Source organism: Embleya sp. NBC_00888 (genome assembly GCF_045207655.1).
GTDB lineage: Bacteria > Actinomycetota > Actinomycetes > Streptomycetales > Streptomycetaceae > Embleya.
This window is the reverse complement of record NZ_CP108785.1, coordinates 3,660,561-3,683,744: the sequence shown is the minus strand read 5'-3', so window position 1 is coordinate 3,683,744 and position 23,184 is coordinate 3,660,561. Positions and strand designations below refer to the sequence as shown.

The following is a 23,184-nucleotide window of genomic DNA, read 5'->3' as shown; positions in this document are numbered from 1 at the left end:
ACGGGATGTCCACACATCGTGCTTCGAAGGGACATCGTCATGCGTCTCCGCAACTTCGTACTCGGTCTCGCCACCGGTGGCGCCATCCTCATCGGCACCGTGCTGGGTGCGGCTCCCGCCCAGGCCGCCCCCGCGACGGTCGCCTGCGACCATCCCTGTCACCCGCCGGCCAGCCCCGGCTACACGTACATCACCGACTACTACTGGGCCAGTGCGTGCAACGACACGGGCAACCAGGGGATCAACGCTCATCGCTGGTCGACCTACCAGTGCACCGGTGGCGGCCAGTTCGAGAACTACGAGTTGTGGGTGAAGTAGCCCTCGAAACCCCGGCAACCCCGGCATCTCGGCACGCACTCCGTACGCATCGAGGCCCCACGGTCTCCTCGGGCCGTGCCGCCACTCGGGCGTCGTCCCCACCGCCGACACATTCGGGCGGGGACGACGCCCGAGTCCGTCGAGGGTCGGGGCGCGAGTCGGCCATCCCCGGGGGTATGGCGGCGGATCCGCACCGGCCCCCCGGCGTACCGAACGGCCGTACGGCCCGCCGGCGCGTCAGGCCAAATGGAAATCGCGCCACCGATACGGTACTTCGTATGACTTTGTTTGCCCGACCGTGCCGCCGCCGGTGAGTGGGCGCGGTCTGCCCGTCGCGATCGTCCGCGCGTGCCTGCGCGAGGGTGACGGCGGCAGTCCCACCGCGGTGCTGGACGAGGCGCCGCTGACCGACGACGAGCGTCGGCGGGTGCCGGGGGTGGCGGGTACGTCGCACGCCGTCTTCGTCGACGTGCACGACGACCATCCCGGCGAACCCGTGGTCTCGCTGCGCTTCTTCACCTCCGCCGGGGAACTGCCCGCGTGCGGACACGGGACGGTTGCCGCCCTGGCCTTCCTGGCCGAGCGTGCCCGAGGCGAGGTGTACCGGGCCACCCTGCGCACGACGGGGCGGGTCTTCACCGGCCGAGCCATATGGGAACGGGGCGCGTTGCACGCGGACTTCGAGTCCGGTCCCGTCGACCTGCGCGAACCCACCGCTTCCGAACGCGAGTTCGTCCTGCCCGCACTCGGCGTCACTGCGGACACCCTCGCTCCGGGCATGCGCGTCGCCTCCGTGGGGCGCTCGCGAATGCTGATTCCGGTCGATTCGCGGTCCGTTCTCGCCGCGCTCGCCCCGGACTTCGAGCGACTCAGGGCCGCCTGTGACCGACTGGGCCTCCTGGGCTGCTACGTGCACTCCCTACCCACGCCCGAGGGCCGCGTGGCCGCCCGGATGTTCGCCCCGTCGATCGGCGTCCCGGAAGACGTCGCCAACGCCAACAGCACCGCCTGTCTCGCCGCCCACCTGGCGGACCGGGGCATCACCACCGTCGCGGTCGATATGGGCGACGCCCTCGGCAGCCCCGCCACGATCACCGCCATCGCCCGGCAAGGCCCGACCGGGCCACTGATCCATGTGGGCGGGCAGGCGGCGGTCACCCACAGCGTGCGTTTGCCGTAACCCCTCGCGGATTCGCATGCGGATGCGGGTGTACGCGGCCGGTCGCTCCCTCGGCCGGGGGATCCGTGTGCCCTTCTTTCCCCCCGAGCGGGGAACCCAGGTTGGCTCGGATGCGGGAAGACGCGCGGTTCGCGGATTCATAGCGTTGTCGGGAACGACGCGGAACGTCCGCGTCCGGACTTCGGGGGAAACGCCATGCTACGGATCTCACGTGTGCGACGACGTCGGTTCGCGTTCCTGGCCGGGGCCTCGGCAACGGCGCTGATGCTGGCGGGCTGCTCGGGCGCCAACGACGACCACGGGCCCTCGGGGTTGCCCGCGCGTACGAGCGGGGCAGCCGGCGCACCCACCGCAACCACGCAAGCCACTGCGGCGGGCACCGCCACGGCCGCCCCGCCGACGTCCGCACGGGCGACCGCCGTCGCCGCGTATCTCGACAAGCACTGGCCGTCCGGTGCGGGTGGGGCGATAGCCACCGCTCGGAACGGCGAACTCGTGAGCTGCCAGGGGCGCGGCCGAGCGAACATCGAGGCGGGCGTCGATGCCGGATGCGACACGGTCTTCGACATCGGTTCGATCACCAAGTCCTTCACCGCCGCGGCGATCCTGAAGCTGGAGACGACCGGTGCGCTGCGGGTGACGGAACCGATCGGCACCTATCTGGGACCCGTCCCCGCCGACAAGCGCGGCATCACCGTGCACCACCTGCTCACCCACACCTCGGGCCTGCCCGAAGGCCTCGGCGACGACTACGATCCGGTGAGCCGCGACGACATGCTCGCCCGCGCGCTCGCGGCTCCACTGGACTCGGCGCCGGGCAAGACGTTCGGGTACTCCAACGTCGGCTACTCGCTGCTGGCCGCGATCCTCGAGAAGGCCTCCGGCACGAGTTACTCCGAGTTCCTCACCCGGAACCTGTTCACCCCGGCTGGGATGACCCGCACCGGCTATCGTCTTGCCGACCCGCGCCGCGACGACATAGCCGTCGAGTACGACGCGGACGGCCACGCCCACGGCACCCCGCTGGACCACCCGTGGGCTCCGGACGGCCCGTACTGGAACCTGCGCGGCAACGGCGGCCTGCTGTCCACCGCGCGCGACATGTACCGCTGGTACCGCGCGCTGGACGGCGAATCGATCCTGCCCGCCGCCGCGAAGGCGAAGATGTTCACGCCGCACGTCCCCGAGGGCCCCGACACACCGCAGTCCTATGGCTACGGCTGGAGCATCCTGCCCTCCGCGTCCGGCCCGATCGCCACCCACGACGGCGGCAACGACTGGTCCTACGCGCGCTTCCTGATCCGTCCGGCCGACCGCACCATGGTCTTCTGGGTCAGCAACCACGTGGCCCGGGAAGGCAAATGGAACCTCGAGGAACAGGACCGCGAACTCTCCCTCGACCTCCTCGCCCTGACCGCGACCACGACCTGACGGGCGTCGGCGCCTCGAGGCGGTGGGCTCCGGGGTCAGTCGTGCGGCGGGAGATCGCCGATGCGGTGATCGGCGACGCGCAGGGCCTCGTCGACCAGGCGGTTGATGTGGCCGTGCGGCACGGCGTACACGACGCGGCGACCCTCCTTGCGGGTGGTGACGAGGCCGGCCAGGCGTAGCCGGGCCAGGTGTTGGCTGACCGAGGTACGGCTCGCGCCGCACGCCTCGGTCAGCGTGCCCACGTCGGCCTCGCTCTCGGCCAGGCGTCGCAGCAGGGCCAGTCGGGTGCGGTCGGCCAGCAGGGTCAGGACCTCCACCGCTACCGCGTATCGCTCGCTTTCGTCGTGCACCTGCGCATCGTACGCACTTGATAGGTGCATGCGTGCGCTCATACGCACATAATTGATGGCGGGGTCGGTGGCCCACCGGCCCGACCCGCCTCACCGAATGCCGCCGATCCGCGCCGAACGCCGACCCCGAGGACACCGACCGTGCCCGAGAACGCCGCGCACCACCATGGACACCACCACCCCCACGGCCATCCGCACCGGCATCCGCACGGCCCGCACGAACGCGGCCACGGCCACGGCCACGAGGAGCGCGACTTCGCTCCCGACCACGACCACGCCGGCGGGCGGTGGTCGCGGCTTCGCCATGCCTTGGCACACACGTTCTCCCCGCACTCGCACGACGCGTCCGATCGGGTCGACTCGACCCTGGAGGCCTCCGCGGACGGCATGCGTACCTTGTGGATCTCCCTTATGGTCCTGGGCGCGACCACCGTCCTACAGGCCTTCGTGGTGCTGATGTCCGGATCGGTCGCGTTGCTGGGCGACACCGTCCACAACGGCGCCGACGCGCTGACCGCGGTGCCGCTGGGCATCGCGTTCCTGCTCGGGCGGCGCGCGGCGACCCGACGCTTCACCTACGGCTACGGCCGCGCCGAGGACATCGCCGGGATCGTCATCCTGCTCACCATCGCCGCTTCCTCGGCGTTCGCCGGGTGGACCGCGATCGAGCGCCTGTTGAATCCCCGGGAGATCTCGCACCTGCCCGTGGTCGCGCTCGCGGCGCTGATCGGCTTCGTCGGGAACGAGTGGGTGGCCCGCCTCCGCATCCGCACCGGGCGCCGGATCGGCTCCGCCGCGCTGGTCGCCGACGGACTGCACGCGCGCACCGACGGCTTCACCTCACTGGCCGTCCTGCTCGGCGCCGCCGGTGCCGCGCTCGGGTGGCCGCCGGCCGATCCGATCGTGGGACTGCTGATCACCCTGGCGATCCTCGCCGTCCTCAAGGACGCCACCCGGGAGGTGTTCCGGCGCCTGATGGACGCCGTGGACCCGGCTCTGGTCGACACCGCCGAGGCCACGGTGCGCGCGGTGCCGGGTGTGCTCGACATCGGAGAGTTGCGGATGCGCTGGATCGGCCATCGCCTGCGCGCCGAGGTGGCCGTCGTCGTCGACGCCGACCTCAACCTGCGCGACGCCCACACCGTGGCCGTCGCCGCCGAACACGCCCTCCTGCACGCCCTCCCCCGCCTGAACGCCGCCTTGGTCCACACCGATCCCGCAGCCCTCGCCGACGGCAACGATCCCCATGCGGCCTTGGCCCACCATGCCCGGACCTGATCGGCCGCGTGCACCGGGAGCGTCGAAGGGTGGGGCCCTGCGCGGGCACGGCCGGGTCCGGGTTGTGGTCAGGTCCGGGCGACCAGGGCGTAGCGCTCGTCGGTCACCGCGCGCCCCCACAGGACGGGGTCTTGGTCCAGGGGTTCGACGTGCAGGTCCGCGACGAGCGGGCGCACGGCGCAGGACAGGTCGTGTGCTCCTACGCCGCCGTGCCAGGGCAACGTCTCGGCGCCGGCCACGTACGGGACCCCGCTCTGGCCGGCCTCACGCCAACGCCCCTCGATCAGCAGCAGGGTGCCTCCCGGGCGGACTCGGGTCACCCATTCCCGCAGCGCGGCGTGCGGGTCGGGCAACGTCCACAACAGGTGGCGCGACACCAGCACGTCGTAACGCTCGTCCCCGGTGGGCGGCGCCGCGGCGTCGCCCACGAGGAATCGGGCCGACAGGCCGCCGGCGGACAACTTGGCCCGAGCCCGTTCGATCATCCGGGGCGACAGATCCACACCCGTGACCCGATGGCCCGCCTCCGCGAGCAGCCGCGCGAGCGACCCCGTCCCACAGCCCACGTCCAACACGTCCACCGGGCCGGCCGGCAGCAGCCCGGCCAGAAGTCGCGACCACGCGGCACGCGTTTCGCCGGCGCGCAGACCGTGGTCCGGCTCGTCGTCGAAGGCGGGAGCGGCGGCGTCCCAATAGGCGGTGATCGCGAGGGGGTCGGTCATCCCTCGATCCTCTCAACCGCCACCGACACCCTGGGCCGGGCCGACCGCGATCGGCCGAAGCTCCTTCCGAGAAGGAAGGCCACCGCCGGCAGAGGAAAGGCCACCGCCGGCAACGGACCCGAAGTCGTCGGGTTCGTACCCCGGGCGATGGCATGCCCCGCGGGCTGCACACGGATCGACGGACACGCGAGCCCGAGTGGATTCGCGGCGATTACATCGATTGCACCGATGACACCGATCGCACCCATCGCACCCCATCCCACCGATGGCACCCGACTCCACGGCCGACGGCGATGAGCGCCCCTCGACCGGGCCCGGCCGCGGTCGAGGGGCACGCGGTCATCGACGAGTGCGGTGCCGGCGCGACACGATGATCGGCGCGACGGTGACGCCGCGGCGGGTGAGGCGGTGGGCGAGTCGGCGGGCGAGGGCTTCCGTGAGCCCGGCCGCCGCCACGCACACCACGTACAGGGGCAGGACGACGGCGATGCCGTCCGGGTCGAACCCGGCCTGGGTCGTCTGGGCGATACCGACGTAGGCGAACCCGTAGACGGCATCGCGCCATTGCGACCGGGAAACGTCGAACTGCGGGGCGCCGTCCGAGGGACGGTCGCGCACCGTGGGGACCTCTGGCTCCGGAACGGGCTTCGGGTTACCGTCGGCGGTGGAGATCTCAGGCATATGCGCTCCTTGGGCAACTATGCCGGGCCCGGGGCGACCGCAGATCGCGCCGAGCCCGTCTTCGAGATGGGTCCTCGAGGTCCGCTCGGATCTCGGGGACCTGTTCGGATCCCGAGGACCTCTTTCGTTCGCATTCCTCATCGTGGTCGGCCCCACCTGCCCCGACAAGCGTGTTCGGGCTGTCCGCGACACTCCGCACGAAGTCGTTTGTGCAGGTCAGGACGCTCTCGATGGGATCGCGTAACGGGCTGGGCACGCATCTCCACGTGTGTGATACGCGGCCTCAACAGCGCTGTTAACGTTCCGGAATGGACCCCGGGGAGCGTATGACCGCCGGCGGCGTCGACCGTGATGCCGCGAGGCCGGGCGAGGACCGCATTCGACATCGCGTCGACGACATCGACGACGTGGGGCAGTTGATGCGCTACGCGCTGGCGGCGCAGCTCGCCCGCCTCGAGCGATACGGCATCTCGCAGAACGCCGTGGCGCGCGGGGCCGGCAGTGCCCCGGCGAAGGTGACAGGCAGCCTGCGCGCCGCGACCACGACCACGACCACGACCACGACCACGACCGCCAAGTCGAACTCGAACGGGAAGGCCGCGAATCGGCCGAACACCCGGGAATCGGTGGCGCTGACGGGCGACTGGCTGCGCAACCTGGACCGGGCGATGGTGGCGCTGGCCCCCGACACCGAGTCCCTGGGCGGCCTGAACTCGCTCGGCATCCGGCTGCGCGGGCTCACCCGCAACGACAGTCTGCCCGCGCACCTTCCGGCCGGTTGGACGTGGGAGATCCTGCAGGACGACGCGGACACCGAATTCGCGGTGCTGATCCAGGCCTCCGCGCTGTTGTCCCTCTTCATGCCCGTCGACCACGCCAGGCGCTCCTCCTCGGAGCTGCGGCAGAAGTACAAGAAGAAGATCCATGCGATCGCCGAGCGGCTGGCGTTGATCGGAGGCGCGCCGCCCACTCCGCGCAACATCGACGCGCTGGTGTTGCTGGGCAGCCTCACCAAGTACGCCTACGATCCCGATCTCGGCGACCTCATCGGTGGCGGGCTGCGCACGTCGCCCCTGGGCTTTCGGCACTGGCGGGTGCTCACCCAACTGGTCCACCTGTGCCAGGACAACCTCGGCTCCACCTCGCATCTCAAGGGTTGGGTCATCCGGCTCCTCAAGGATGCCGAGGAGCTCCGGCGCAGGAGCGTGTGCCCGGGACGTTCGTTGGACCTGGAGTTGGCCGTCGCGATTCCCGAACCGTGGTCGCCGCCCGAGGACGACTGGGTACGGGACCTGCTGCTCACCCGGGCGACCGATCCCCGTTCGACGACCCGGGAACGCGGAACGGCGGCGCTGGGATTGTGGCAACGTACCCTCGCGCACAATCCCCTCCACCGCGAGGACGACGCACAGGCTCGCCGCGTCGGCGAGGTCGAGACCCGACTGCGCGAACTGGTGGCGTGGTTGCGGGACCAGGGCACCGGCCAGGACGCGGGCGGTCTGCGCTGGACGGCGGCGACCCTCGAGGCCGTACTCGATGCCGGGACTCCGGTGTGCAACGTGTGGCCGACTCCCGAGCCCCGGGACGAGTCCTGGTTTCGCGTCGTGCGGGGCGCGGCCGATTCGCTGGATTCCCAGGAGATCCCCGAACGCATTCTGCAGCCGACCAAGGCCCTCCTCCTGCATGTCCTGTTGCAAAATGCCGTGGTCCAACGGCGAAAGGCGATCGACACGCTGATGGCGAGCGGGTGGAGCGGCGCCGTCGTGCACGCGCTGGAGCATGTGCTCGAACACGAGAAGGAACAGTCCTGGCTGCGGGTACGGGCGCTGTTCGCGATCGGATTCCTCCAGCGCCGGGACAACACCGTGGCGCAGATCCTGGTCCAGGCCTGCAAGGAGGCCCACGACAAACTCGCCAATGGGCCGACGGACGCCCAGATCACCGAGATGCACGCGGTCCTGTTCGCCATCGGGGATTGCTTCGGGGCCGGCTTCGGCGCGCGGGATCGCGGAAACCTCAAGACCGTCCGCGCCGGAACCGCCGTGACCATGCGGGAACTTGCCACCGGAGACATCACCAGGGGCGACCCCCGGTTCTATCCGGTGGCCAGAGCACTCGCCTACCAGTTGACCTTCACCGCCCAGGACCGCCGCGCCGGGACCAAGGATTCGTCCGAGGAGTTACTGGAGGCGCTTCGCGCGCACCCCGACGACACGACCCGCGAGTTCTGCGAATGGGCGCTGCAATACCGATTCGGCGACGACGGCAAGGTGCGATCCCTGCTCCACGCGGCCGACACCGACGACTGATGCCGCGCCCGGCGGATCTTGGCGGGCCCGGACGGCGGCGCGAATCGGGTCGCGGAGCATGCGGTGGGTCACTACGGTGTGACGCCACACGGGTTCGAAGCCACCGCCGCCCCATCGTTGTCCCGGAGTTGCCATGCCCTCACAGATGAAGCTGACGGCGATCACCCTCGACTGCGCCGATCCCGAGGCGCTGGCCGAGTTCTACCGGCAGGCCACCGGGCTCGGGCTCCATCCCCGGTCCGACGGTGACTTCGCCGGGCTCACTCGTGCGGACGGGCTCTTCATCGGCTTCCAACGGGTCGACGACTACCAGCCGCCGCGCTGGCCCGAGCAGAGCGTGCCGCAGCAGATCCACCTCGACTTCGCGGTCGAGAATCTCGGCGAAGCCGAGGCTCTGCTCCTGGAGTTGGGCGCGACCAAGCCGGAACAACAACCGGGCGCGGACAAGTGGCGAGTCCTGATCGACCCGGCCGGACATCCCTTCTGCCTCACCGAGGACCGAGTTCGCGGGGCGACGTCGCGAGCAGACCTCGCGGGTTGACCCCGCGAGCCGACTTCGCGATCCGACTTCGCAAGCCGACTTCGCGAGCCGACCTCGCAACACGAACGGCCCGCCGTCGCGCCCGGTGACGACGAGCGCCGTTCGCATACCCGCGGTCTCGCGGTGCGCGGTCTTGAAGCCGCCGCCGACGGCCCCCGTCCGGTCTCCCCCGTCGGCGCGGCGGGATCAACTGTGGTCCCCGGCACGGCCGATGACCAGGGTGATCGCGTCCCATCCCGGCATGGGACGGGCATCCCAGGGCTGACCTGCACAATCGCGGCGGGGCTGGGACGGGCTTGCCATACTGACGCGGAAATGGAGAGCGCCGTCACGGGGGTGGGCCGCATGGACGAGGAACAGGACAGGGCAGCAGCAGTTCGCGAGTTGTCCGCCGTATTGGCGGCGCTGAAGCGGCGCAGTGGTCTCAGCTATCAGGACCTGGGGCGGCGGGTCTTCACGAGCAGTTCCTCCCTGCACCGGTACTGCCGAGGCAAGTCGGTGCCGCCGGACTACGCCCTCGTCGTCCGGATCGCCAAGGAGTGCGGGGCCTGCCCGGACGACCTGAACACGTTGCTCAAGTGCTGGAACGCGGCAACCGGACAGGGACAAGACCCGGTTCCCGCCCCGGTGGTCGCCGAGCCCGATGTGCCGACCGACCCCGAGGTCCCGACCGACCCCGCGACTCCGGCCGGCACGCGGGCGGCAGGCCGCCCGCCGACGCGTCGGCGCCGCTCGGCGGTGCGGGTGGCGGCCGCGGTGGGCGTGGTGCTCGTCGTACTCGCCACCGCCGTCGCGAGCACCCCGCAGGAGCAGGGGCGGCGGGCCGAGCGCGTGCCCGTCGAGGCCACGAGTTGGACGCGGGCTCCGTCACCGGTGCCCGCCCAGCTCTTCGGCGTCACGATGAACAGTTCGAGCGGGGCGATGCCGTCGTTCCGGGTCGGCGCCTTGCGGTTGTGGGACAGCGAGACCCGCTGGGCGCAAGTACAGCCACGGCGGGACGAGTTCGATTGGTCCACGCTCGACCGACTCCTGGACGGCGCGCAACAGCAGGGCCTGCCCGCGCTGTTCGTGTTCGGCGGTACGCCGGCCTGGGCGGCACCGGAGGCCCGCAAGGCCGCCTACCCGGACGGGTCGCGAGCGGCGCCGCCGGACGACCTGGCGGACTGGGACGGCTTCGTACGGTCCCTCGTGCGACATGCGGGCGACCGGATCGACGCGTACGAACTATGGGTGATGGCCAACCACGAACACCACTACAACGGCAGCGTGGAGACCCTGGTCGAGATGACGCGCCGCGCGAGCGCGATCGTCCGGGCGGACGACCCGAGCGCCACCGTGGTGTGCCCGTCCATCACCGAGCTGTGGAAGCGGCAGTCGCACGACTACCTGCTGAGGTTCGCCGAACTGGGTGGCTACCAGTACTGCGACGCCGCCGGGGTCAAGCTCTACCAGCGGCAGGTCACCGACCCGCCGGAGACCATGTTGGCGGCCGTGAACGACGTGGACCGGACCTTCCAGCAGGCCGGTTACCACCTGCCGCTGTGGAATACGGGTACCACCCAATCGTTGCCGCTGAACGACCCGCTGGACCCGGACACCGCCGCGGACTTCGCGGTGCGCTTCTACCTGACGGGCCTGTACGCCCGCAATCGGGGGCTGGAACGCATGTACTTCTATGCGTGGGGCAACGGCAAGATCCCGCTTGTGCTCCAGGCCGAAGGCCGGCAGCCGACCCGCGCCGGGCTGTTCGTCGACCGCCTTCAACAGTGGCTCGCGCACGCACGAATCGTCTCCTGCGGCAGCGGCGACCAGATCGGCCTGCCGGAGAACGTGTGGCAGTGCGAGTTCGTCGTCCCCGACGAGCACGGCACCCCGCGCGGCGCCCGGATCCGCTGGACCGACACCGGCACCGCGGACGTCCGGGTGGGCGCCGGAGCGACACGAGTACGTCGGCTCGACGGGAGCGCCCGCAGCGTGGACTCCCGGGACACCGTGCGGGTCACGGAACGACCGCTCCTGATCGACTACACCTGACCCCGACGGCCGCTCGGGCCGGCCCACGGCACACCGGGTGTGATCCGAGCGGGCCGGCCCGGGCATCATGGGAGGATGCGTCCCGTTCCCGACACCGCCGCCTATCTCGTCGGCCGCTGGTCCATCGACCGCGCCGTGACCGACGAGCGCTCCGGCGCGCGGGGCACCTTCGTGGGGACCGCGGTCTTTCGCCGCACCGACGACGAGCTGCTCGAAATGGAGTCCGGCGAGTTCGTCTGGGCCGGGACGGCCAACCCGGCGAGCCGCACCCACCGCCTCGTGCCACGGGCCGACGGCACGGTCGACGTGCTCTTCGCCGACGGGCGACCGTTCCACCACCTCGACCTGCGCACCGGCCGATGGCATACCCGACACCCCTGCGCCGCCGATCGCTACGACGGTGAGTTCACCGTCGTGTCGCAGGACGAGTGGCACCTGCTGTGGCGCGTGGAGGGCCCCACGAAGACCCAGACACTGACGTCCGTGTACCGACGCATACACACCGTGTCCTGAACGACACACCCGAGCCCGGGCCCGACCGCTCCCGCCGACGCCGACACCGAGTGCATGTCCTCGCACCGGCGAACCGTCGATCCGGTGACCGGGTGATCCCCGACCCCCGCCGGCACCTCACCGGAACCGTAGGCGACACGCGAAGTGCCTTTCAGTCACCGGCGGTTGCGGTCACGGCCAGGCAGCAGGGCGCACGTAGACCCGCCAAATCGCGGCGTCCACCCCCGCCTCGTCCTCCGTGACCGGGAGGTTCGGGTCGTGATCGAGGGCCTCCGCCACGAACCGGCCGCGGTCGCTGGTGACCGGCGCGAAGCGGAGGTAGTCCAGGATGCCTCGCGGGTCCGCGGGGTCGGGCCGGGTGCGCGGATCGGCATACCAGAAGGCCGGCCGGAGCAGCCCGCCTTCGTCGAACTCGTCCCAGCCCAGCACGGTCGACATGCAGACGAAATGGTGTCCGCGGCCGTGCTCGACGATCCGGGGCAGGTGGGCCGCGGCGGCTCGAATGAGCAGGCGGTTCTTCTCCTCGACGGGCAGGCCGTCCAGGAAGGTCAACCGATCGTAGCGGGACCACAGCGGCGGCTCGTCGAAGAGTTCGACCGGTCGCAGGAAACCGTCGAAATCGTCGAGCCGTTCCTGCCGGATCAAACGCGCGAATCCGTCGGCGTACTTCGGATCGACCTCCATCCGGCGAGAATACGGGAGTCGCGCCCGGCCCGGTTGCCGAGCGGTCACCGAGGCCCCGCGCCTCGATACGCGGCGATGGGATCGCTGCCGGCACGACGCGGCGCGGTGCCTGCGGCCACGAACATCGGCAGGGCGACGAACATTCGGTCGGCTTCGGCGCGTTCGCGCTGCTCGGCAATCCACGCGTCGGGCCGTACGCGAGTCACCGCGCCGGTCGCGCAGGCCTTCTCCGCGAGCCCCGCCACCATGGGAAGCATCGGGGCATCGGTGAAGATCTCCATCCGCGCCTCCACCGTGACATCCCCGAATCCGGCGTCCAGGAGCAGATTTCGATAGCGCCGCGCGTTCCTCGGCCCGGCGATCGGGTCGGCGCGCGCCCACACGATCGTGCGGGTGAGCGCCGGGTCGTCGGAGTCGATCACGAAGGCGTCCCAGTCCTGACCGACCAGCACGATCCGCCCACCCGGGGCCAACACGCGCCGGGCCTCCACCAACGCCTGCTCGGGCGCACGCAGTTCGTGGAACACCTTGTCCGCCAGGTACCCGTCGACACAGGCGTCCGGCAGCGGCAGCCGCCGCGCGTCGGCACGCCTGAAGTCCCGCTCCGGCCACCGACTTCGCGCCACCTCGATCATGCGCTCGTCCGGATCCACCCCGACGACCTCGACGCCGCGCCGGACCGACTCGTCGACCGCGCGGCCCGCGCCACACCCCACGTCCAGCACCCTCGATCCCGGCCCGGCACCCAGCAACTCGTAGGCGCGCTTGCGCAGTTGCCGGGCACCCGACAACTCCTCGGCCGCGTCGAGCAAGGCGACGAGAGCAGGCGTCGCGCGTTCTTCGTTCCGTTCCTTGGACATGTCCTCAAGGCTCCGGCTTAATGTCGGCATGAAGTCAAGCGGGTCGAACGAGACCCTGAGCATCGGCGCCGTCGCGGGGCGTTTCGGTCTGCCCACACACGTCCTGCGCCACTGGGAGACGATGGGTCTGCTCAGCCCGGCGCGCGACACGGCCGGTCGGCGCCGATACGGCACCGACGCCCTCACCCGTGTCGCCGTGATCCTGCGGGCCAAGGAAGCGGGCCTGAGTCTGGCGGGCATCCGATCCCTGACCACGGCCGACTCCGCGGCGCGCCGGGAAATCCTGCGCCGGGAAGCCGAGGCCGCGCGCTCCGCGATCGCCGCCGCCCGATCCAGACTCGATCTCATCGAATGCGCCTTGGGCTGCGACCACGAGGATGTCGCCCGGTGCCCGCATTTCCGCCGCGTGCTCGCCGAGCGGATCGATACCGGGAGCCCGTCCCCGTGAACGGTGATCGATGAAGGGTGATCGGTGAACCGTGATCGGTGATCGGTGATCGGTGATCGGTGGCCCATCCTCGGTTGCGCGCAATTGCGCGGCGCCACCTGCGCGTTCGCCGCGGCGTGGGCGTGAATTTCGCCGAGCGCCTTACGTGCGGTCCGCACGGGCCGAAACACTGGGAACTCCGGTCCTCGGCATCACCGTCGGGAGCAGCTCGTGAGGGTGACCATCGGCACGTGGAATCTGGAGAACCTCTTCCGCCCCGGCGACCCGGATGGCCCCAAGGACGACGCGACCCATCAGGCGAAGTTGGCCGCGCCGGCGTCCACGATCGGCCGGCTCGAACCCCACCTGCTCGGCATCCAGGAGGTCGGCAATCCGGACGCACTCGCCGACCTGGTCGGCCTGTTGCCCGGCCGTTGGCACACCGCGCTGTCCGCCCACCCGGACAGGCGCGGCACCGGGTCGGCTTCATCTCCCGTACGCCGCTCACCACCGTCGCCGACGTCACCGCGTTCCCCGCCCCGTTCGCGCCCGTGCAGACCCAGGACACCGGCGCCCCGGCGAGCGGCATGGGCCGAGGCGGCCTCGCCGTCACCACGGAACCCGCGGCCGGCCACCCCTGACCGCGGCCGTCTGCCACCTCAAGTCCAAGCTGCTCACCTACCCCGGCAACCGCCATGCCCCGCGCGACGAAGGCGAACGCGCCCGCTACGCCGCCTACGCCCTGTCCCGGCGCGGCGCCGAGGCGGCCACCATGCGCGCCCTCGCCGACCGACTCCTCGCGGGCGACGGCCGCACCCACGACGTCGTGCTGATGGGCGATCTCAACGACCAGCCGCACGCCGCCACGACCCAGATCCTGTACGGCCCGCCCGGCTCGCAGATGGGCACACCCGGCTTCACCCACCCCGACCGGGGCGACGCCTCCCGGCTGTGGAACCTCGCCCCGCGCATACCCGAGGACCAACGCTTCTCGCGCGTGTTCGAGGGCCAGGGCGAACTCATCGACCACATTCTGGTCAGTCACGCCCTCCTCGCCCGCGTCGAGTCCGCCGGTACCGGAGCCGACCACCCGCTGCCATCGGTGAGCGCCCGGCCCGCCGAACGACAAGGCAAGCCCGGCTCGGACCACGCACCGGTGTTCGCCCGACTCGCCTACTGACCGGGCGGTCGCCGCCGACACAACCGCTCCAGGAAATCCCCATCGACGCTATTCGTCGTATAAACAATCCTTCGCATCGAATAATTGAATGCGTTTTCGGAATCCATCGCGCACCTCGACAACGACCGACAAACCGGTTGCATGGATCCGGAATATCGACCTATATTGATTCCGCCAACTCGCCCGCCCGGAAGTCGAGACGGATTCAATGCGCACCGATTCCAATGCACGAACCGTGGTCGTCTCCGGTGTGGAATTCGGCTGGGGCAGTACGGGAAAACTCGGCGCGATCCTGTCTGCCGCACGAGAACGATCGACCGAGCCGCTGCGCTTCGTCGGCCTGGCCTCCGAACTCGGCCGCCCCGTGTTGTCCGAACACGCCATCGACCGCTGGTACGACCTGCCGGACGCCGAGGAGGACGTACCCGCCACCATCGACGCCATCGCCCGATCGGAACGGGCGGCGGCCGCGGTGGTCGTGCTGGACGGCGCGCTCGCGAAGACGCTGGAGGCGTCCGGCGTACCCACCGTGTTCGTGGACAGCCTGCCCTTCATGTGGACCGAGGGCGACCGGGATGCGCTGCCGCTGGACGCCACGGCCTACTGCGCGCAGAAGTGCGTCGACCTTCCCCCCGAGTGCCGGGACGTGCTGACGTCCGTCCGGGCCCTGCGCTGGGTGGAGGCCGTCGTCGGCGCACCGTCGGTCGCCGAGCCGAGCACACCCGCCGCCGGCCCGTACCGCACGGCTGTGGTCAGTCTGGGCGGTCTGCGCGCACCTCGACTCCCCGACTGGACGGCCTACCCGCGCATCGTGGTTCCGGCCGTCCTGGAGGCGCTCGCCGCGTACGGGATCCACGAGGTGCACGTGGCCGGGAACCTGCCCGCGGACCTCGCCGGGCAGCTCGTGGACGCGTCGATCACACCCCCGCACGTGAGCACGGGAGCGCTCGCGCACGGCGAGTTCCTGGACCGGGTGGCCGGCTGCGACGTCCTGCTCACCTCCCCGGGCCTGACCACCCTGCTCGAAGCCGGTCGGCTGCGCGTGCCCACCATCTGCCTGCCGCCGCAAAACCTCAGCCAGATCTTCAACGGACGATTCCACAGCCGTGCGATCGGCGCCGAGACCCGAATCGCCTGGCCCAAGGGGGTGTTCACCGAGGAGGAGGCGCTGTCGCTGCGCTCTCGCGGCGAGGACCACGCCTTGGAACTGATCTACGCGGCGATCGCCGCGGTGGCCGCCGACCCGGACGGCCGGAGAACGACCGTCGCACTTCGCGACGACATCCTGACCGCGCTGCGCGGCCCCGCCGACGGCACCGACTGGGGCGCGTTGACCGCGACCGTCGGTGTCGACGGAGCCGCCCAGGTGGCCGACGCCCTGCTCGCGATCCTGCCGGGCCCGCCCGGACCCGCCTGATCATCGCCTCGACCCAGCCTGACCATCGCCTCGACCCGCCCTGCCGTCACCTCGACCCGTCCTGCCCGCGACCGGCCCGAAGGGGTCCCCCTGTGCGTGAGCGTCACCGATATCTCTTCGTCAGGATCCTGGAAGCCTGCAACGCCGACTGCTTCATGTGCGACTTCGCGCTGTCGCGCGACACGTTCCGCTTCTCCCGGGAGGACTTCGAAGACCTGTTGCCGAAGGCCCGAGACGCCGGCGTGGCCTATGTGCGGTTCACCGGCGGCGAACCGCTCATGCATCCGGACGTGGTCGAGTTGGTGCGCTCCGGCACGGCCGCGGGAATGCGGATGTCCCTGATCACCAACGGCTCGATGTTGCCGAGGATGGCCGAGAGCCTCGCCGAGGCGGGCCTGGCCCAGGTGATCGTCAGCCTGGACGGCGCGTCCGCCGAGACCCACGACGTGTACCGCCGCTCCCCCGGCATGTTCGACAACGGACTGCGCGGGCTGCGCGCCGCCGCGGACCTCGGGGTCCTGCCCAGGGTCAACACCGTGGTCGGGCCGCACAACTACGCCGAAATGCCGCTGCTCCAGGAGGTGTTGACCCGCGCCGGGGTCCGACAGTGGGAACTGTCCGCGCTCAAGCTGGATCGCAGCATCACCTACCCCGACCCCGACGACGTGCGCCGGGTGTGCGACCGCGTCTACGACGCCGATCCGAACTCCTCCCTGGTGCCGATGGGCAAGCGCTTCTACGGCGACGACCCGGAGGAACAGGCACGCTACTTCGCCGAATCGGTCACCCCGCGTGCGTCGCTGCCACAGTGCCACGTCACCGACGACGTGATCTACATCGACGGCAAGTACGGGCGGATGTACGCGTGCAGTTGCATTCCGCACCGTGAGGGCGAGGACGGCCCGGGCGGGGCGCCGCTGCGCCAGGCGGGCGTGATCGGCCTGGACACACCGGCGTTCCGCGAGCACGCCGACTTCTACCGCGAACGCGGACCCCTGGTGTGCAACGGCTGTTCCACCACGGCCGCCGGCTACAGCGACGACGTCGCCCGGCTGGGGTCGGTGAGCCCATGGCAGTACTGACTCCCCGGGAGGGGCCGGACACACGACGGCCGGACCCGCGACGGACAGCCACCGACGGGTCCGAACTCGGGCCCACCGAGCCGGCTCGCCGAATCCTGCTGGTCTCGCGCGACGACCACCTGGACTCGCTGCTCGCCCGGCGACGCGTCGCCGCCCACCTCGGCGACCTGCGACCCGTGCGCGACCCGACCGGGCAACCACTCCCGGACGTTGCGCTGGTCTGCGACGACGAGGACACCACGAACCGGCTGTTGGAATCGGGCGTGCCGGTGGTGCATCTGTCCTCGGGTCACGAGGGCACGACCGGAACAACCGGCGTGACCGGGACGAGCGGCACGACCGGGACGAGCGGCACGACCGGGGCAAGCGGGTCGAGCGCGGCGACCGGGGCCGCCGGCAGGGCGCTGCATCGCGTCCACCGGCCCGGCTGGCTGCCCGGCCCCGCACCCGCGTCGACAGGCTTTCGCCCCACCGGCGTTCGCCCCACCGGGCTGCTCGCCCCCGCCCGCTCCGCCCGCAAGCGCGAACGCGCGGGAACCCTGCTGTTGTTGTCCGCGTGGGACGTGCCGGACGCCGAGGCGGACACGTTCATCGCCGGGACGCTGCCCGCGCTGGTCCGGGAGGCGCTGCGTCGCACCGGCCGATGCGACGTGGTCGGGGACACGCGGCTGACGCCGATCCGCGCCGCGCTGGCGGGACTTGCCGGTCGCCGGGAGGTACGGGTGAGCCGCGCGGTCGACGTGGACGTGGACGCGCTGCACGCCGGGGCCGAGGTGTTCCTGGCCGCGCCGACCCTGGGCGCCCTGGCGCTGGCCCAAGCGCGGCGCGCACCCCTGGTGTTCCTGCCCGCGCTGGGCGACACCCAGCGCGACCTGGCCGCGTGCGTACGGCACCTGGTCCCGGTTCCGCCCGCCGACGATCCCGAGGACGACGCGATGTGGCTACCGCCCGAGCGGAAGGCCACCGCGCTGTGGAGCGTGCTCGACCCCGACCTGGACGACCTGCGTGGCGCGCAGCGCGTCGCCCGTACGCTCCGCCAACTCTCGCTCGCCCCACTGTGAACAGCCCGCCGTGAACAGCCAACAGCCCACTGTGAACAGCACGCCGTGAACATCTCGCCGTAGGCATCCCGCGCAGACATCTCGCCGTGGACGCCCCCTCCGAACGGCCCGCGACACCGCGACCCACCCACCGCCCCCACGACGCCGGCACGGCAGCCACGTGCGCCCCGACCGAACGCCTCGCGTCGCCGAAGGCCCGTCAACCCTGGAGTCCGCCATGTCCGCCACGCCCCTCGAAGCCACCACCTCGGTCGATCCCAAGATCGCGCGACCCCGCGTCCCCGACACGGACTGGGACGACTGGCGTTGGCACATGCGGCGACGCATCACCAACGTCGACAAGGCCCGACAATGGATCAACCTCAGCCCCGACGAGGAGAAGGCGATCGCCGGGGTGGCGGGCAAGTACCGCTGGAGCGTCACGCCGTACTACGCCTCGCTGATGGATCCGGACGACCCCCTGTGTCCGGTGCGGCAGCAAGCGGTGCCCGCCGCCGGGGAGTTGGCGGAGTTCTCCGGTGCGGAGGTCGACCCGGTCGGCGACACGTACTACCGCAAGACCAATCGTGTCGTGCACAAGTACCCCGACCGGGTGATCATGCTGATCACCGAGGCGTGCCCGGTCTACTGCCGGCACTGCACCCGCAAGTTCCACACCACCGACGTCACCGGCACGTACTTCCGGGACGACGAGGGCGAGTCGTTCGACGAGGATCTGCGCTACATCGCCGACCACCCGGAGATCCGGGACGTGTTGCTGACCGGCGGGGACCCGCTCTCCTATCAGGACGGCAAGCTCGAGGAGATCATCTCGGGGCTGCGGGCGATCCCGAGCGTGGAGATCATCCGGATCGGCAGCCGTTTCCCGGTGTTGTTGCCGCAACGCATCACCGACGATCTGTGCGCGATGCTCGCACGCCACCACCCGGTGTGGGTGAACACCCATTTCAACCACCCGAAGGAGATCACCCCGGAGGCGACCGCGGCGGTGGACCGCATGTTGCGCCACGGAATCCCGGTGGGCAACCAGACCGTGCTGCTGCGGGGCATCAACGACGACGTCGCCACCATGCGCACCCTGATGACGGACCTCCTGCGCATCCGGGTGCGGCCGTACTACCTCTACCACTGCGACAACGTCACCGGCGTCTCGCACTTCATGACCTCCGTGGCCAAGGGCTGGGAGATCATGGAGGGCCTGCAGGGTCACATCACCGGCTTCGGCGTGCCGCAGTACGTGCTGACCACCAGGATCGGCAAGATCCCGATCGCGCAGCCGTACTTCACGATCACCCCGGAGGGCCTGCGCCTGCGCAACTTCCGGGGCGAGGAGATGCTCCTCGACACCACGGCATGCCCGATCACGGAGGCGGACGCACGATGACCCTGGACAAGCGTCTCGGACAACGTTTCCTGCCCTACGGTGCGAACTACCTCGACTGGTCCGACATGGCGGAACTGCGCGAGGCGATCGACCATCGGGTGCTGTTCCGCTACCAGACGGAAACCGAGAGCATGGCCTCGCGGTTGGAACGTGAGACCTGCCGACACCTGGGCGCGGCCCACGCGTTGGCCGTGCACAACTGCACCGAGGCGCTGCGGCTCGCGCTGATCGCCACCCGCCCGTCCATCGGCGACCGGGTGTACATCCCCGCCGTGACCTTCGTCGCCGTGGCCGGCGCGGTGTTGTCCTGCGGCCTGATCCCGGTGCTGGTCGACACCGACGACTCGTTGTCCTTGGACCCCACGCTGCTGCCGCCGGACGCCGAGCGGGTGATCGTGGCCCACATGGAGGGCACGGTGGCGCCGCTGCCCCAGGGCGTGCGGTACGTGATCGAGGACTGCGCGCAGTCGCTCGGCGCCCGCTTCCCGGACGGACGCGCGGTGGGAACCGCCGGCTACGCGGGGACCTTCAGCTTCCACCACAACAAGGTGCTCACCTCGGGTGAGGGCGGCCTGGTGGTCACCAACGACGAGCAGGCGTGGGCGACGATGCGCTGCTATCACGACCACGGCTCGGCGCGCGTACCCGGCCGCTACCCCACCTGGAACGAGGACGCCTACTACGGCGAGAACTTCGTCACCAGCGAGCAGGTCGCCGCGGTCCAGTGCCAACAGTTCCGTCATCTCGGCGAACTCCTCGACGGGCTGGAGCGCATGTACGCCATCGCGATGCGCGAACTCCCCGACCGCGCGGACCTGAAGGTACGGCCGCGCGCGGCCGGTGACGTGAAGGTCAGTCTGCGCTTTCGCTGCCGCGACCGCGCCCTGCGCGACGCCGCCGTGGCCGCGCTGACCGCCGAGGGCATCGCCAACTGGACGCTGAACAAGTACCTGTTGCCCGAGCATCCGGTGCTCACCGGCCGGCGGTCGCTCTACGCCGACGGCTTCCCCTGGAACCACGCCCCCGAAGGCTCGCTCGCGCTCAGCCACGACGGATTCGCACGCACCCGGGACCGGTTGGACCGCACCCTGTGCGTCCCGCTGTCCCCGGAGTTGCCCGAGTCCGAACAGGTCGGCGCGGTCAAGGCGATCCGGCGCGTGCTGGAGGCGGTGTGAGCCCGCGTCCCGTGCTGCTGATGGTGGACGACCGGGCCTCCTCGTTCACCCGCTACGCGGCCCGGGCGCCGGGCGAGGACCTGGTGCTGCTGCGCTTCGCCGAACTTCGCGGCGACCTGAGCGAGGACTACCTGCGCGAGACCGCGCACCTGCCGGCGTTCTGGGTCCGCGAAGGAGTGGCCCTGGCGGAGGAGGCGCAACGCTACCGGGAATGGGCGACCGAACTGCCGCAGCCACCCACCCGCTTCTGCAATCCCTCCGAACCACGCCAGCACGTCGCGCATCGTTTCGCCGCCCTGGTCGGGCTACCCCATCTGGACGAACGCCAGGTGGCCTGGGTGCGCGACAAGGTCGCCATGAAGGAGCGGTTCCGCGAACTGGGCCTGCGTACTGCCGCGTTCACCCGGGTGCGGTCGGCCTCGGAGGTGGAGCGGTTCGCCGCGCGCCATGGCTGGCCGCTCGTCCTCAAGCCGGTGGACTCGTTCGCCTGCGTGGACACCTATCTGCTCCCGGGACCGACCGCCGCGGCCGAGATCGACTACGACATTCGGGACTTCATGGTCGAGGAGCATCTCGGCGGCACCGAGTGGGAGGTGTGCGCGCTCATCCACGACGGCGAGGTGCTGACCGCCTGGCCCAGTGCGATGCCCTGTCGTCCGCTGGACATCGTGGACGGCGCGATGAACGCCAACATCAGCGTCGGCACCGACGAGGGTCCTCCCGTGGACCTGCGCGAGTTGCTCCAACGCATCGTCACCGGCATGGACATCGACCACGGGTACGCGCACATGGAGTTCTTCGTGGTCGACGGGCGGGTGTTCGCGGGCGAGATCGGGATCCGGTTGGCGGGCTGCGAGATCCCCGCCAACCACGGACACGCCTACGGATTCGACGTGTTCGCGGCCACGCTGGACGTCTACCTGGGTCGCCGCCCGCGCCTGGACTACCGCGAACGCCGCTGCGCGGGCGACCTGCTGTTGCCCCTGCCCGGATCGGGAACCGTGCGCCGCGTCACCTCGGCGGACGAACTCCTGCGCCTGCCGGGCGTCGTCGAGGCCGTCCTACGCACCGGCGTCGGCGACACGGTGGCGGCCCGCCGGGCCTCGCACAACGCCTCGGGCCACGTCCATGTCGTCGGGGACTCGATCGCGCGGGTCGAACAACGCATGCGGGCCGTCCTGGACGCCTTCACGATCGAAGTGACCCCGGCCCGCGAGCCCGATCCGGTGGCCCGATGACCGCCGGTCCGCGCCGCGAGGGCGAACCCGCGTCCGCGCAGAGCCCACCGGAACCGGCGGCGCCCTCCGGGACCGGCGGCCTGCTCGGGCGCTTCCGCGCCCTGCTCACCCGCCCGCAGGTCGCCCCGGCGGCCGGGTGGAGCGTCGTGGCCAGGCTGCCCGTCTACCTGATGTCCCTGGCCATGGTGCTGACCATCCGCGAACAGGGCGGCAGTTACGCACAGGCCGGCCTGATCGCCGCGCTGTACACGCTCGGCATGGCCCTGGGCAGCCCGCTGATCGCCCGTCACCTCGACCGCAGCGGCCGCCGAGGCGTCCTGGTGGTCGCCGGCCTGGCCTACCCGGCGGCGCTCGCGACGCTGGTGTGGGCCACCCGGCCGGGCTCGTGGGCGCAGCCCGTCCTGGCCGTCGCCGCGGGTGTCGCGCTCCCGCCGACGAACGCGTGCATGCGCTCGTTGTGGGCGCGCATGCCGCTCGCGGACGAGGAACGCGAGACCGCCTATCTGTGGGAGGCGCTGCTCACCGAGGTCCTGGTCATCGGCGCGCCGCTGATGCTCGCGGCCCTGATGTGGTCCGGATCCGCCGGGGCGGCGCTGACCACGGTCGCCGTCGTCGGCGGCGCGGGAGCCCTCGGCCTGGCCTGTGTCCGGCTGCCGGCGAGCAGCGAAGCCGCGGCCCCGACCGGCCCGCAAACCGCCGACGCCCTGGGCATACCGCGCCACCCGCTGCGCGATCCCTCGATGCTGGTGCTCCTGGGCGTGATGACCGCGTGCGCCGTCCCGATCGGACTGATGACGCTCGCCATCCCGGCCTTCGTGTCGGCCCACGGATCACCGGACGGCACGGGTGTGGTCTACGCGTGCTGGGGCGTCGGCAGCGCCGTGGGCGCCCTGTGGTTGGGGCGTGCCCCCTCGCGGGTCCCGATGCGGGTGCGTTTCCCGCGCCTGGTGCTGGCCTTCGCGGCCGGCACGGGACTGGCCGTGCTGAGCACATCCCCGCTGACCCTGGCGGTCGCCCTGGCCGTCGGCAGCATACCGATCGCCCTGGTGTCGGCGGCCGAGATGACCCTGGTCGGCGCGCTCGCGGACAAGCGTCTGCTGGCCCAGGCGTTCACCTGGGCGTCGCTGGCCACCGTCCTGGGGGACGCGGTGGGTCAGCAGGTCGGCGGTCTGCTGATCGAACCGATCGGCCCACGCGGCGTGTTCACCCTCGCGTTCGGCGTGGCCCTGGCGGGAGCGGGACTGGCCTTCGCGGGCCGCCGGTTGCCGGCGCCCGATGCCGCCGCCCCCGCGCGGTGCGCGACCTGATCGCCGCCGGCG

21 protein-coding genes and 1 pseudogene are annotated in these 23,184 nt (G+C 71.1%); 17 read left to right on the top strand and 5 right to left on the bottom strand.

The annotated features are described in order from the left end of the window. Positions 1 to 39: 39 nt before the first annotated feature. The 3 genes from OG948_RS50430 to OG948_RS50420 all read left to right on the top strand — a co-directional run bounded on the left by OG948_RS50430 (position 40) and on the right by OG948_RS50420 (position 2,929). Positions 40 to 318 carry a hypothetical protein gene (locus tag OG948_RS50430; protein ID WP_331771791.1) on the top strand — a complete coding sequence of 93 codons (279 nt, stop codon included), beginning with the start codon at positions 40 to 42 and terminating at the stop codon, positions 316 to 318. Between the two features lie 310 nt (positions 319 to 628). Then, positions 629 to 1,498: a PhzF family phenazine biosynthesis isomerase gene (locus OG948_RS50425; RefSeq protein ID WP_331771790.1), complete on the top strand. Its 870-nt coding sequence runs from the start codon at positions 629 to 631 to the stop codon at positions 1,496 to 1,498. A gap of 213 nt (positions 1,499 to 1,711) precedes the next feature. Next, positions 1,712 to 2,929 (top strand): serine hydrolase domain-containing protein, encoded by a 1,218-nt coding sequence (locus tag OG948_RS50420; protein ID WP_331771789.1) that lies wholly within the window; start codon positions 1,712 to 1,714, stop codon positions 2,927 to 2,929. 35 nt (positions 2,930 to 2,964) lie between these two features. Here the strand turns inward: OG948_RS50420 and OG948_RS50415 are convergent, their stop codons facing one another. Continuing rightward, a complete protein-coding gene (locus OG948_RS50415) occupies positions 2,965 to 3,321 on the bottom strand; it encodes a metalloregulator ArsR/SmtB family transcription factor (RefSeq protein ID WP_331771788.1) in 357 nt (118 codons plus the stop codon). Between the two features lie 99 nt (positions 3,322 to 3,420). Here OG948_RS50415 and OG948_RS50410 point away from each other — a divergent pair, with 99 nt between their 5' ends. Continuing rightward, positions 3,421 to 4,557, top strand: a complete 1,137-nt coding sequence (locus OG948_RS50410; RefSeq protein ID WP_331771787.1) for a cation diffusion facilitator family transporter — start codon at positions 3,421 to 3,423, stop codon at positions 4,555 to 4,557. 68 nt (positions 4,558 to 4,625) lie between these two features. Here OG948_RS50410 and OG948_RS50405 read toward each other — a convergent pair whose 3' ends face one another. Further along, the gene (locus tag OG948_RS50405; protein ID WP_331771786.1) at positions 4,626 to 5,279 is read right to left on the bottom strand and encodes a class I SAM-dependent methyltransferase; all 654 of its coding nucleotides are present in this window, start codon (positions 5,277 to 5,279) and stop codon (positions 4,626 to 4,628) included. A 339-nt stretch (positions 5,280 to 5,618) separates the two neighbouring features. After that, positions 5,619 to 5,960 carry a hypothetical protein gene (locus tag OG948_RS50400; RefSeq protein WP_331771785.1) on the bottom strand — a complete coding sequence of 114 codons (342 nt, stop codon included), beginning with the start codon at positions 5,958 to 5,960 and terminating at the stop codon, positions 5,619 to 5,621. A 308-nt stretch (positions 5,961 to 6,268) separates the two neighbouring features. Between OG948_RS50400 and OG948_RS50395 the strand changes: the two genes are divergently transcribed. The 4 genes from OG948_RS50395 to OG948_RS50380 all read left to right on the top strand — a co-directional run bounded on the left by OG948_RS50395 (position 6,269) and on the right by OG948_RS50380 (position 11,357). Next, on the top strand, positions 6,269 to 8,269 hold the full coding sequence (locus tag OG948_RS50395) for a hypothetical protein (RefSeq protein WP_331771784.1): 2,001 nt from the start codon (positions 6,269 to 6,271) through the stop codon (positions 8,267 to 8,269). A 133-nt stretch (positions 8,270 to 8,402) separates the two neighbouring features. After that, complete coding sequence (locus tag OG948_RS50390) at positions 8,403 to 8,810, top strand: VOC family protein (protein WP_331771783.1); 408 nt, start codon at positions 8,403 to 8,405, stop codon at positions 8,808 to 8,810. Between the two features lie 345 nt (positions 8,811 to 9,155). After that, positions 9,156 to 10,844 carry a helix-turn-helix domain-containing protein gene (locus OG948_RS50385; protein ID WP_331771782.1) on the top strand — a complete coding sequence of 563 codons (1,689 nt, stop codon included), beginning with the start codon at positions 9,156 to 9,158 and terminating at the stop codon, positions 10,842 to 10,844. Between the two features lie 75 nt (positions 10,845 to 10,919). After that, positions 10,920 to 11,357 (top strand): DUF6314 family protein, encoded by a 438-nt coding sequence (locus OG948_RS50380; protein WP_331771781.1) that lies wholly within the window; start codon positions 10,920 to 10,922, stop codon positions 11,355 to 11,357. A 171-nt stretch (positions 11,358 to 11,528) separates the two neighbouring features. Here OG948_RS50380 and OG948_RS50375 read toward each other — a convergent pair whose 3' ends face one another. Both OG948_RS50375 and OG948_RS50370 read right to left on the bottom strand, forming a co-directional pair. Then, positions 11,529 to 12,041 carry an Imm15 family immunity protein gene (locus tag OG948_RS50375; RefSeq protein WP_406300700.1) on the bottom strand — a complete coding sequence of 171 codons (513 nt, stop codon included), beginning with the start codon at positions 12,039 to 12,041 and terminating at the stop codon, positions 11,529 to 11,531. A 44-nt stretch (positions 12,042 to 12,085) separates the two neighbouring features. Further along, a complete protein-coding gene (locus tag OG948_RS50370; protein WP_331771779.1) occupies positions 12,086 to 12,901 on the bottom strand; it encodes a methyltransferase domain-containing protein in 816 nt (271 codons plus the stop codon). A 28-nt stretch (positions 12,902 to 12,929) separates the two neighbouring features. On the opposite strand from OG948_RS50370, the gene OG948_RS50365 reads away from it, so the two are divergent. The 9 genes and pseudogenes from OG948_RS50365 to OG948_RS50325 all read left to right on the top strand — a co-directional run bounded on the left by OG948_RS50365 (position 12,930) and on the right by OG948_RS50325 (position 23,172). Beyond that, entirely contained in the window at positions 12,930 to 13,349 is a 420-nt protein-coding gene (locus OG948_RS50365; RefSeq protein WP_331771778.1) for a MerR family transcriptional regulator, read from the top strand. A 216-nt stretch (positions 13,350 to 13,565) separates the two neighbouring features. After that, positions 13,566 to 14,508 (top strand): annotated as a pseudogene (locus tag OG948_RS50360) (endonuclease/exonuclease/phosphatase family protein). Between the two features lie 208 nt (positions 14,509 to 14,716). Further along, entirely contained in the window at positions 14,717 to 15,925 is a 1,209-nt protein-coding gene (locus OG948_RS50355; RefSeq protein WP_331771777.1) for a hydroxymethylcytosylglucuronate/cytosylglucuronate synthase, read from the top strand. Between the two features lie 92 nt (positions 15,926 to 16,017). Then, a complete protein-coding gene (blsE, locus tag OG948_RS50350; protein ID WP_331771776.1) occupies positions 16,018 to 17,007 on the top strand; it encodes a cytosylglucuronate decarboxylase in 990 nt (329 codons plus the stop codon). After that, positions 16,995 to 18,068 carry a CGA synthase-related protein gene (gene blsF / locus OG948_RS50345; RefSeq protein WP_331771775.1) on the top strand — a complete coding sequence of 358 codons (1,074 nt, stop codon included), beginning with the start codon at positions 16,995 to 16,997 and terminating at the stop codon, positions 18,066 to 18,068. Before blsE ends, blsF begins: the two co-directional genes overlap by 13 nt. Positions 18,069 to 18,285: 217 nt before the next feature. After that, complete coding sequence (gene blsG / locus OG948_RS50340) at positions 18,286 to 19,452, top strand: arginine 2,3-aminomutase (RefSeq protein WP_331771774.1); 1,167 nt, start codon at positions 18,286 to 18,288, stop codon at positions 19,450 to 19,452. After that, complete coding sequence (locus tag OG948_RS50335; RefSeq protein WP_331771773.1) at positions 19,449 to 20,627, top strand: DegT/DnrJ/EryC1/StrS family aminotransferase; 1,179 nt, start codon at positions 19,449 to 19,451, stop codon at positions 20,625 to 20,627. The genes blsG and OG948_RS50335 overlap by 4 nt, the downstream gene beginning before the upstream one ends. Continuing rightward, entirely contained in the window at positions 20,624 to 21,865 is a 1,242-nt protein-coding gene (locus tag OG948_RS50330; RefSeq protein WP_331771772.1) for an ATP-dependent carboxylate-amine ligase, read from the top strand. Before OG948_RS50335 ends, OG948_RS50330 begins: the two co-directional genes overlap by 4 nt. Further along, positions 21,862 to 23,172, top strand: coding sequence for an MFS transporter (locus tag OG948_RS50325; protein ID WP_331771771.1), 1,311 nt, complete (start codon positions 21,862 to 21,864; stop codon positions 23,170 to 23,172). Before OG948_RS50330 ends, OG948_RS50325 begins: the two co-directional genes overlap by 4 nt. Positions 23,173 to 23,184 lie beyond the last annotated feature (12 nt).

Excerpts from the sequence above, each read along its gene's own strand:
- OG948_RS50335 (WP_331771773.1), top strand. The coding sequence starts at position 19,449 with ATGACCCTGGACAAGCGTCTCGGACAACGTTTCCTGCCCTACGGTGCG.
- OG948_RS50365 (WP_331771778.1), top strand. The coding sequence starts at position 12,930 with ATGAAGTCAAGCGGGTCGAACGAGACCCTGAGCATCGGCGCCGTCGCG.
- OG948_RS50405 (WP_331771786.1), bottom strand. The coding sequence starts at position 5,279 with ATGACCGACCCCCTCGCGATCACCGCCTATTGGGACGCCGCCGCTCCC.
- OG948_RS50390 (WP_331771783.1), top strand. The coding sequence starts at position 8,403 with ATGCCCTCACAGATGAAGCTGACGGCGATCACCCTCGACTGCGCCGAT.
- OG948_RS50415 (WP_331771788.1), bottom strand. The coding sequence starts at position 3,321 with ATGAGCGCACGCATGCACCTATCAAGTGCGTACGATGCGCAGGTGCAC.
- OG948_RS50325 (WP_331771771.1), top strand. The coding sequence starts at position 21,862 with ATGACCGCCGGTCCGCGCCGCGAGGGCGAACCCGCGTCCGCGCAGAGC.
- OG948_RS50380 (WP_331771781.1), top strand. The coding sequence starts at position 10,920 with ATGCGTCCCGTTCCCGACACCGCCGCCTATCTCGTCGGCCGCTGGTCC.
- OG948_RS50375 (WP_406300700.1), bottom strand. The coding sequence starts at position 12,041 with ATGGAGGTCGATCCGAAGTACGCCGACGGATTCGCGCGTTTGATCCGG.
- OG948_RS50355 (WP_331771777.1), top strand. The coding sequence starts at position 14,717 with ATGCGCACCGATTCCAATGCACGAACCGTGGTCGTCTCCGGTGTGGAA.
- OG948_RS50385 (WP_331771782.1), top strand. The coding sequence starts at position 9,156 with ATGGACGAGGAACAGGACAGGGCAGCAGCAGTTCGCGAGTTGTCCGCC.
- OG948_RS50430 (WP_331771791.1), top strand. The coding sequence starts at position 40 with ATGCGTCTCCGCAACTTCGTACTCGGTCTCGCCACCGGTGGCGCCATC.
- OG948_RS50395 (WP_331771784.1), top strand. The coding sequence starts at position 6,269 with ATGGACCCCGGGGAGCGTATGACCGCCGGCGGCGTCGACCGTGATGCC.
- blsF (WP_331771775.1), top strand. The coding sequence starts at position 16,995 with ATGGCAGTACTGACTCCCCGGGAGGGGCCGGACACACGACGGCCGGAC.
- OG948_RS50400 (WP_331771785.1), bottom strand. The coding sequence starts at position 5,960 with ATGCCTGAGATCTCCACCGCCGACGGTAACCCGAAGCCCGTTCCGGAG.
- OG948_RS50370 (WP_331771779.1), bottom strand. The coding sequence starts at position 12,901 with ATGTCCAAGGAACGGAACGAAGAACGCGCGACGCCTGCTCTCGTCGCC.
- blsG (WP_331771774.1), top strand. The coding sequence starts at position 18,286 with ATGTCCGCCACGCCCCTCGAAGCCACCACCTCGGTCGATCCCAAGATC.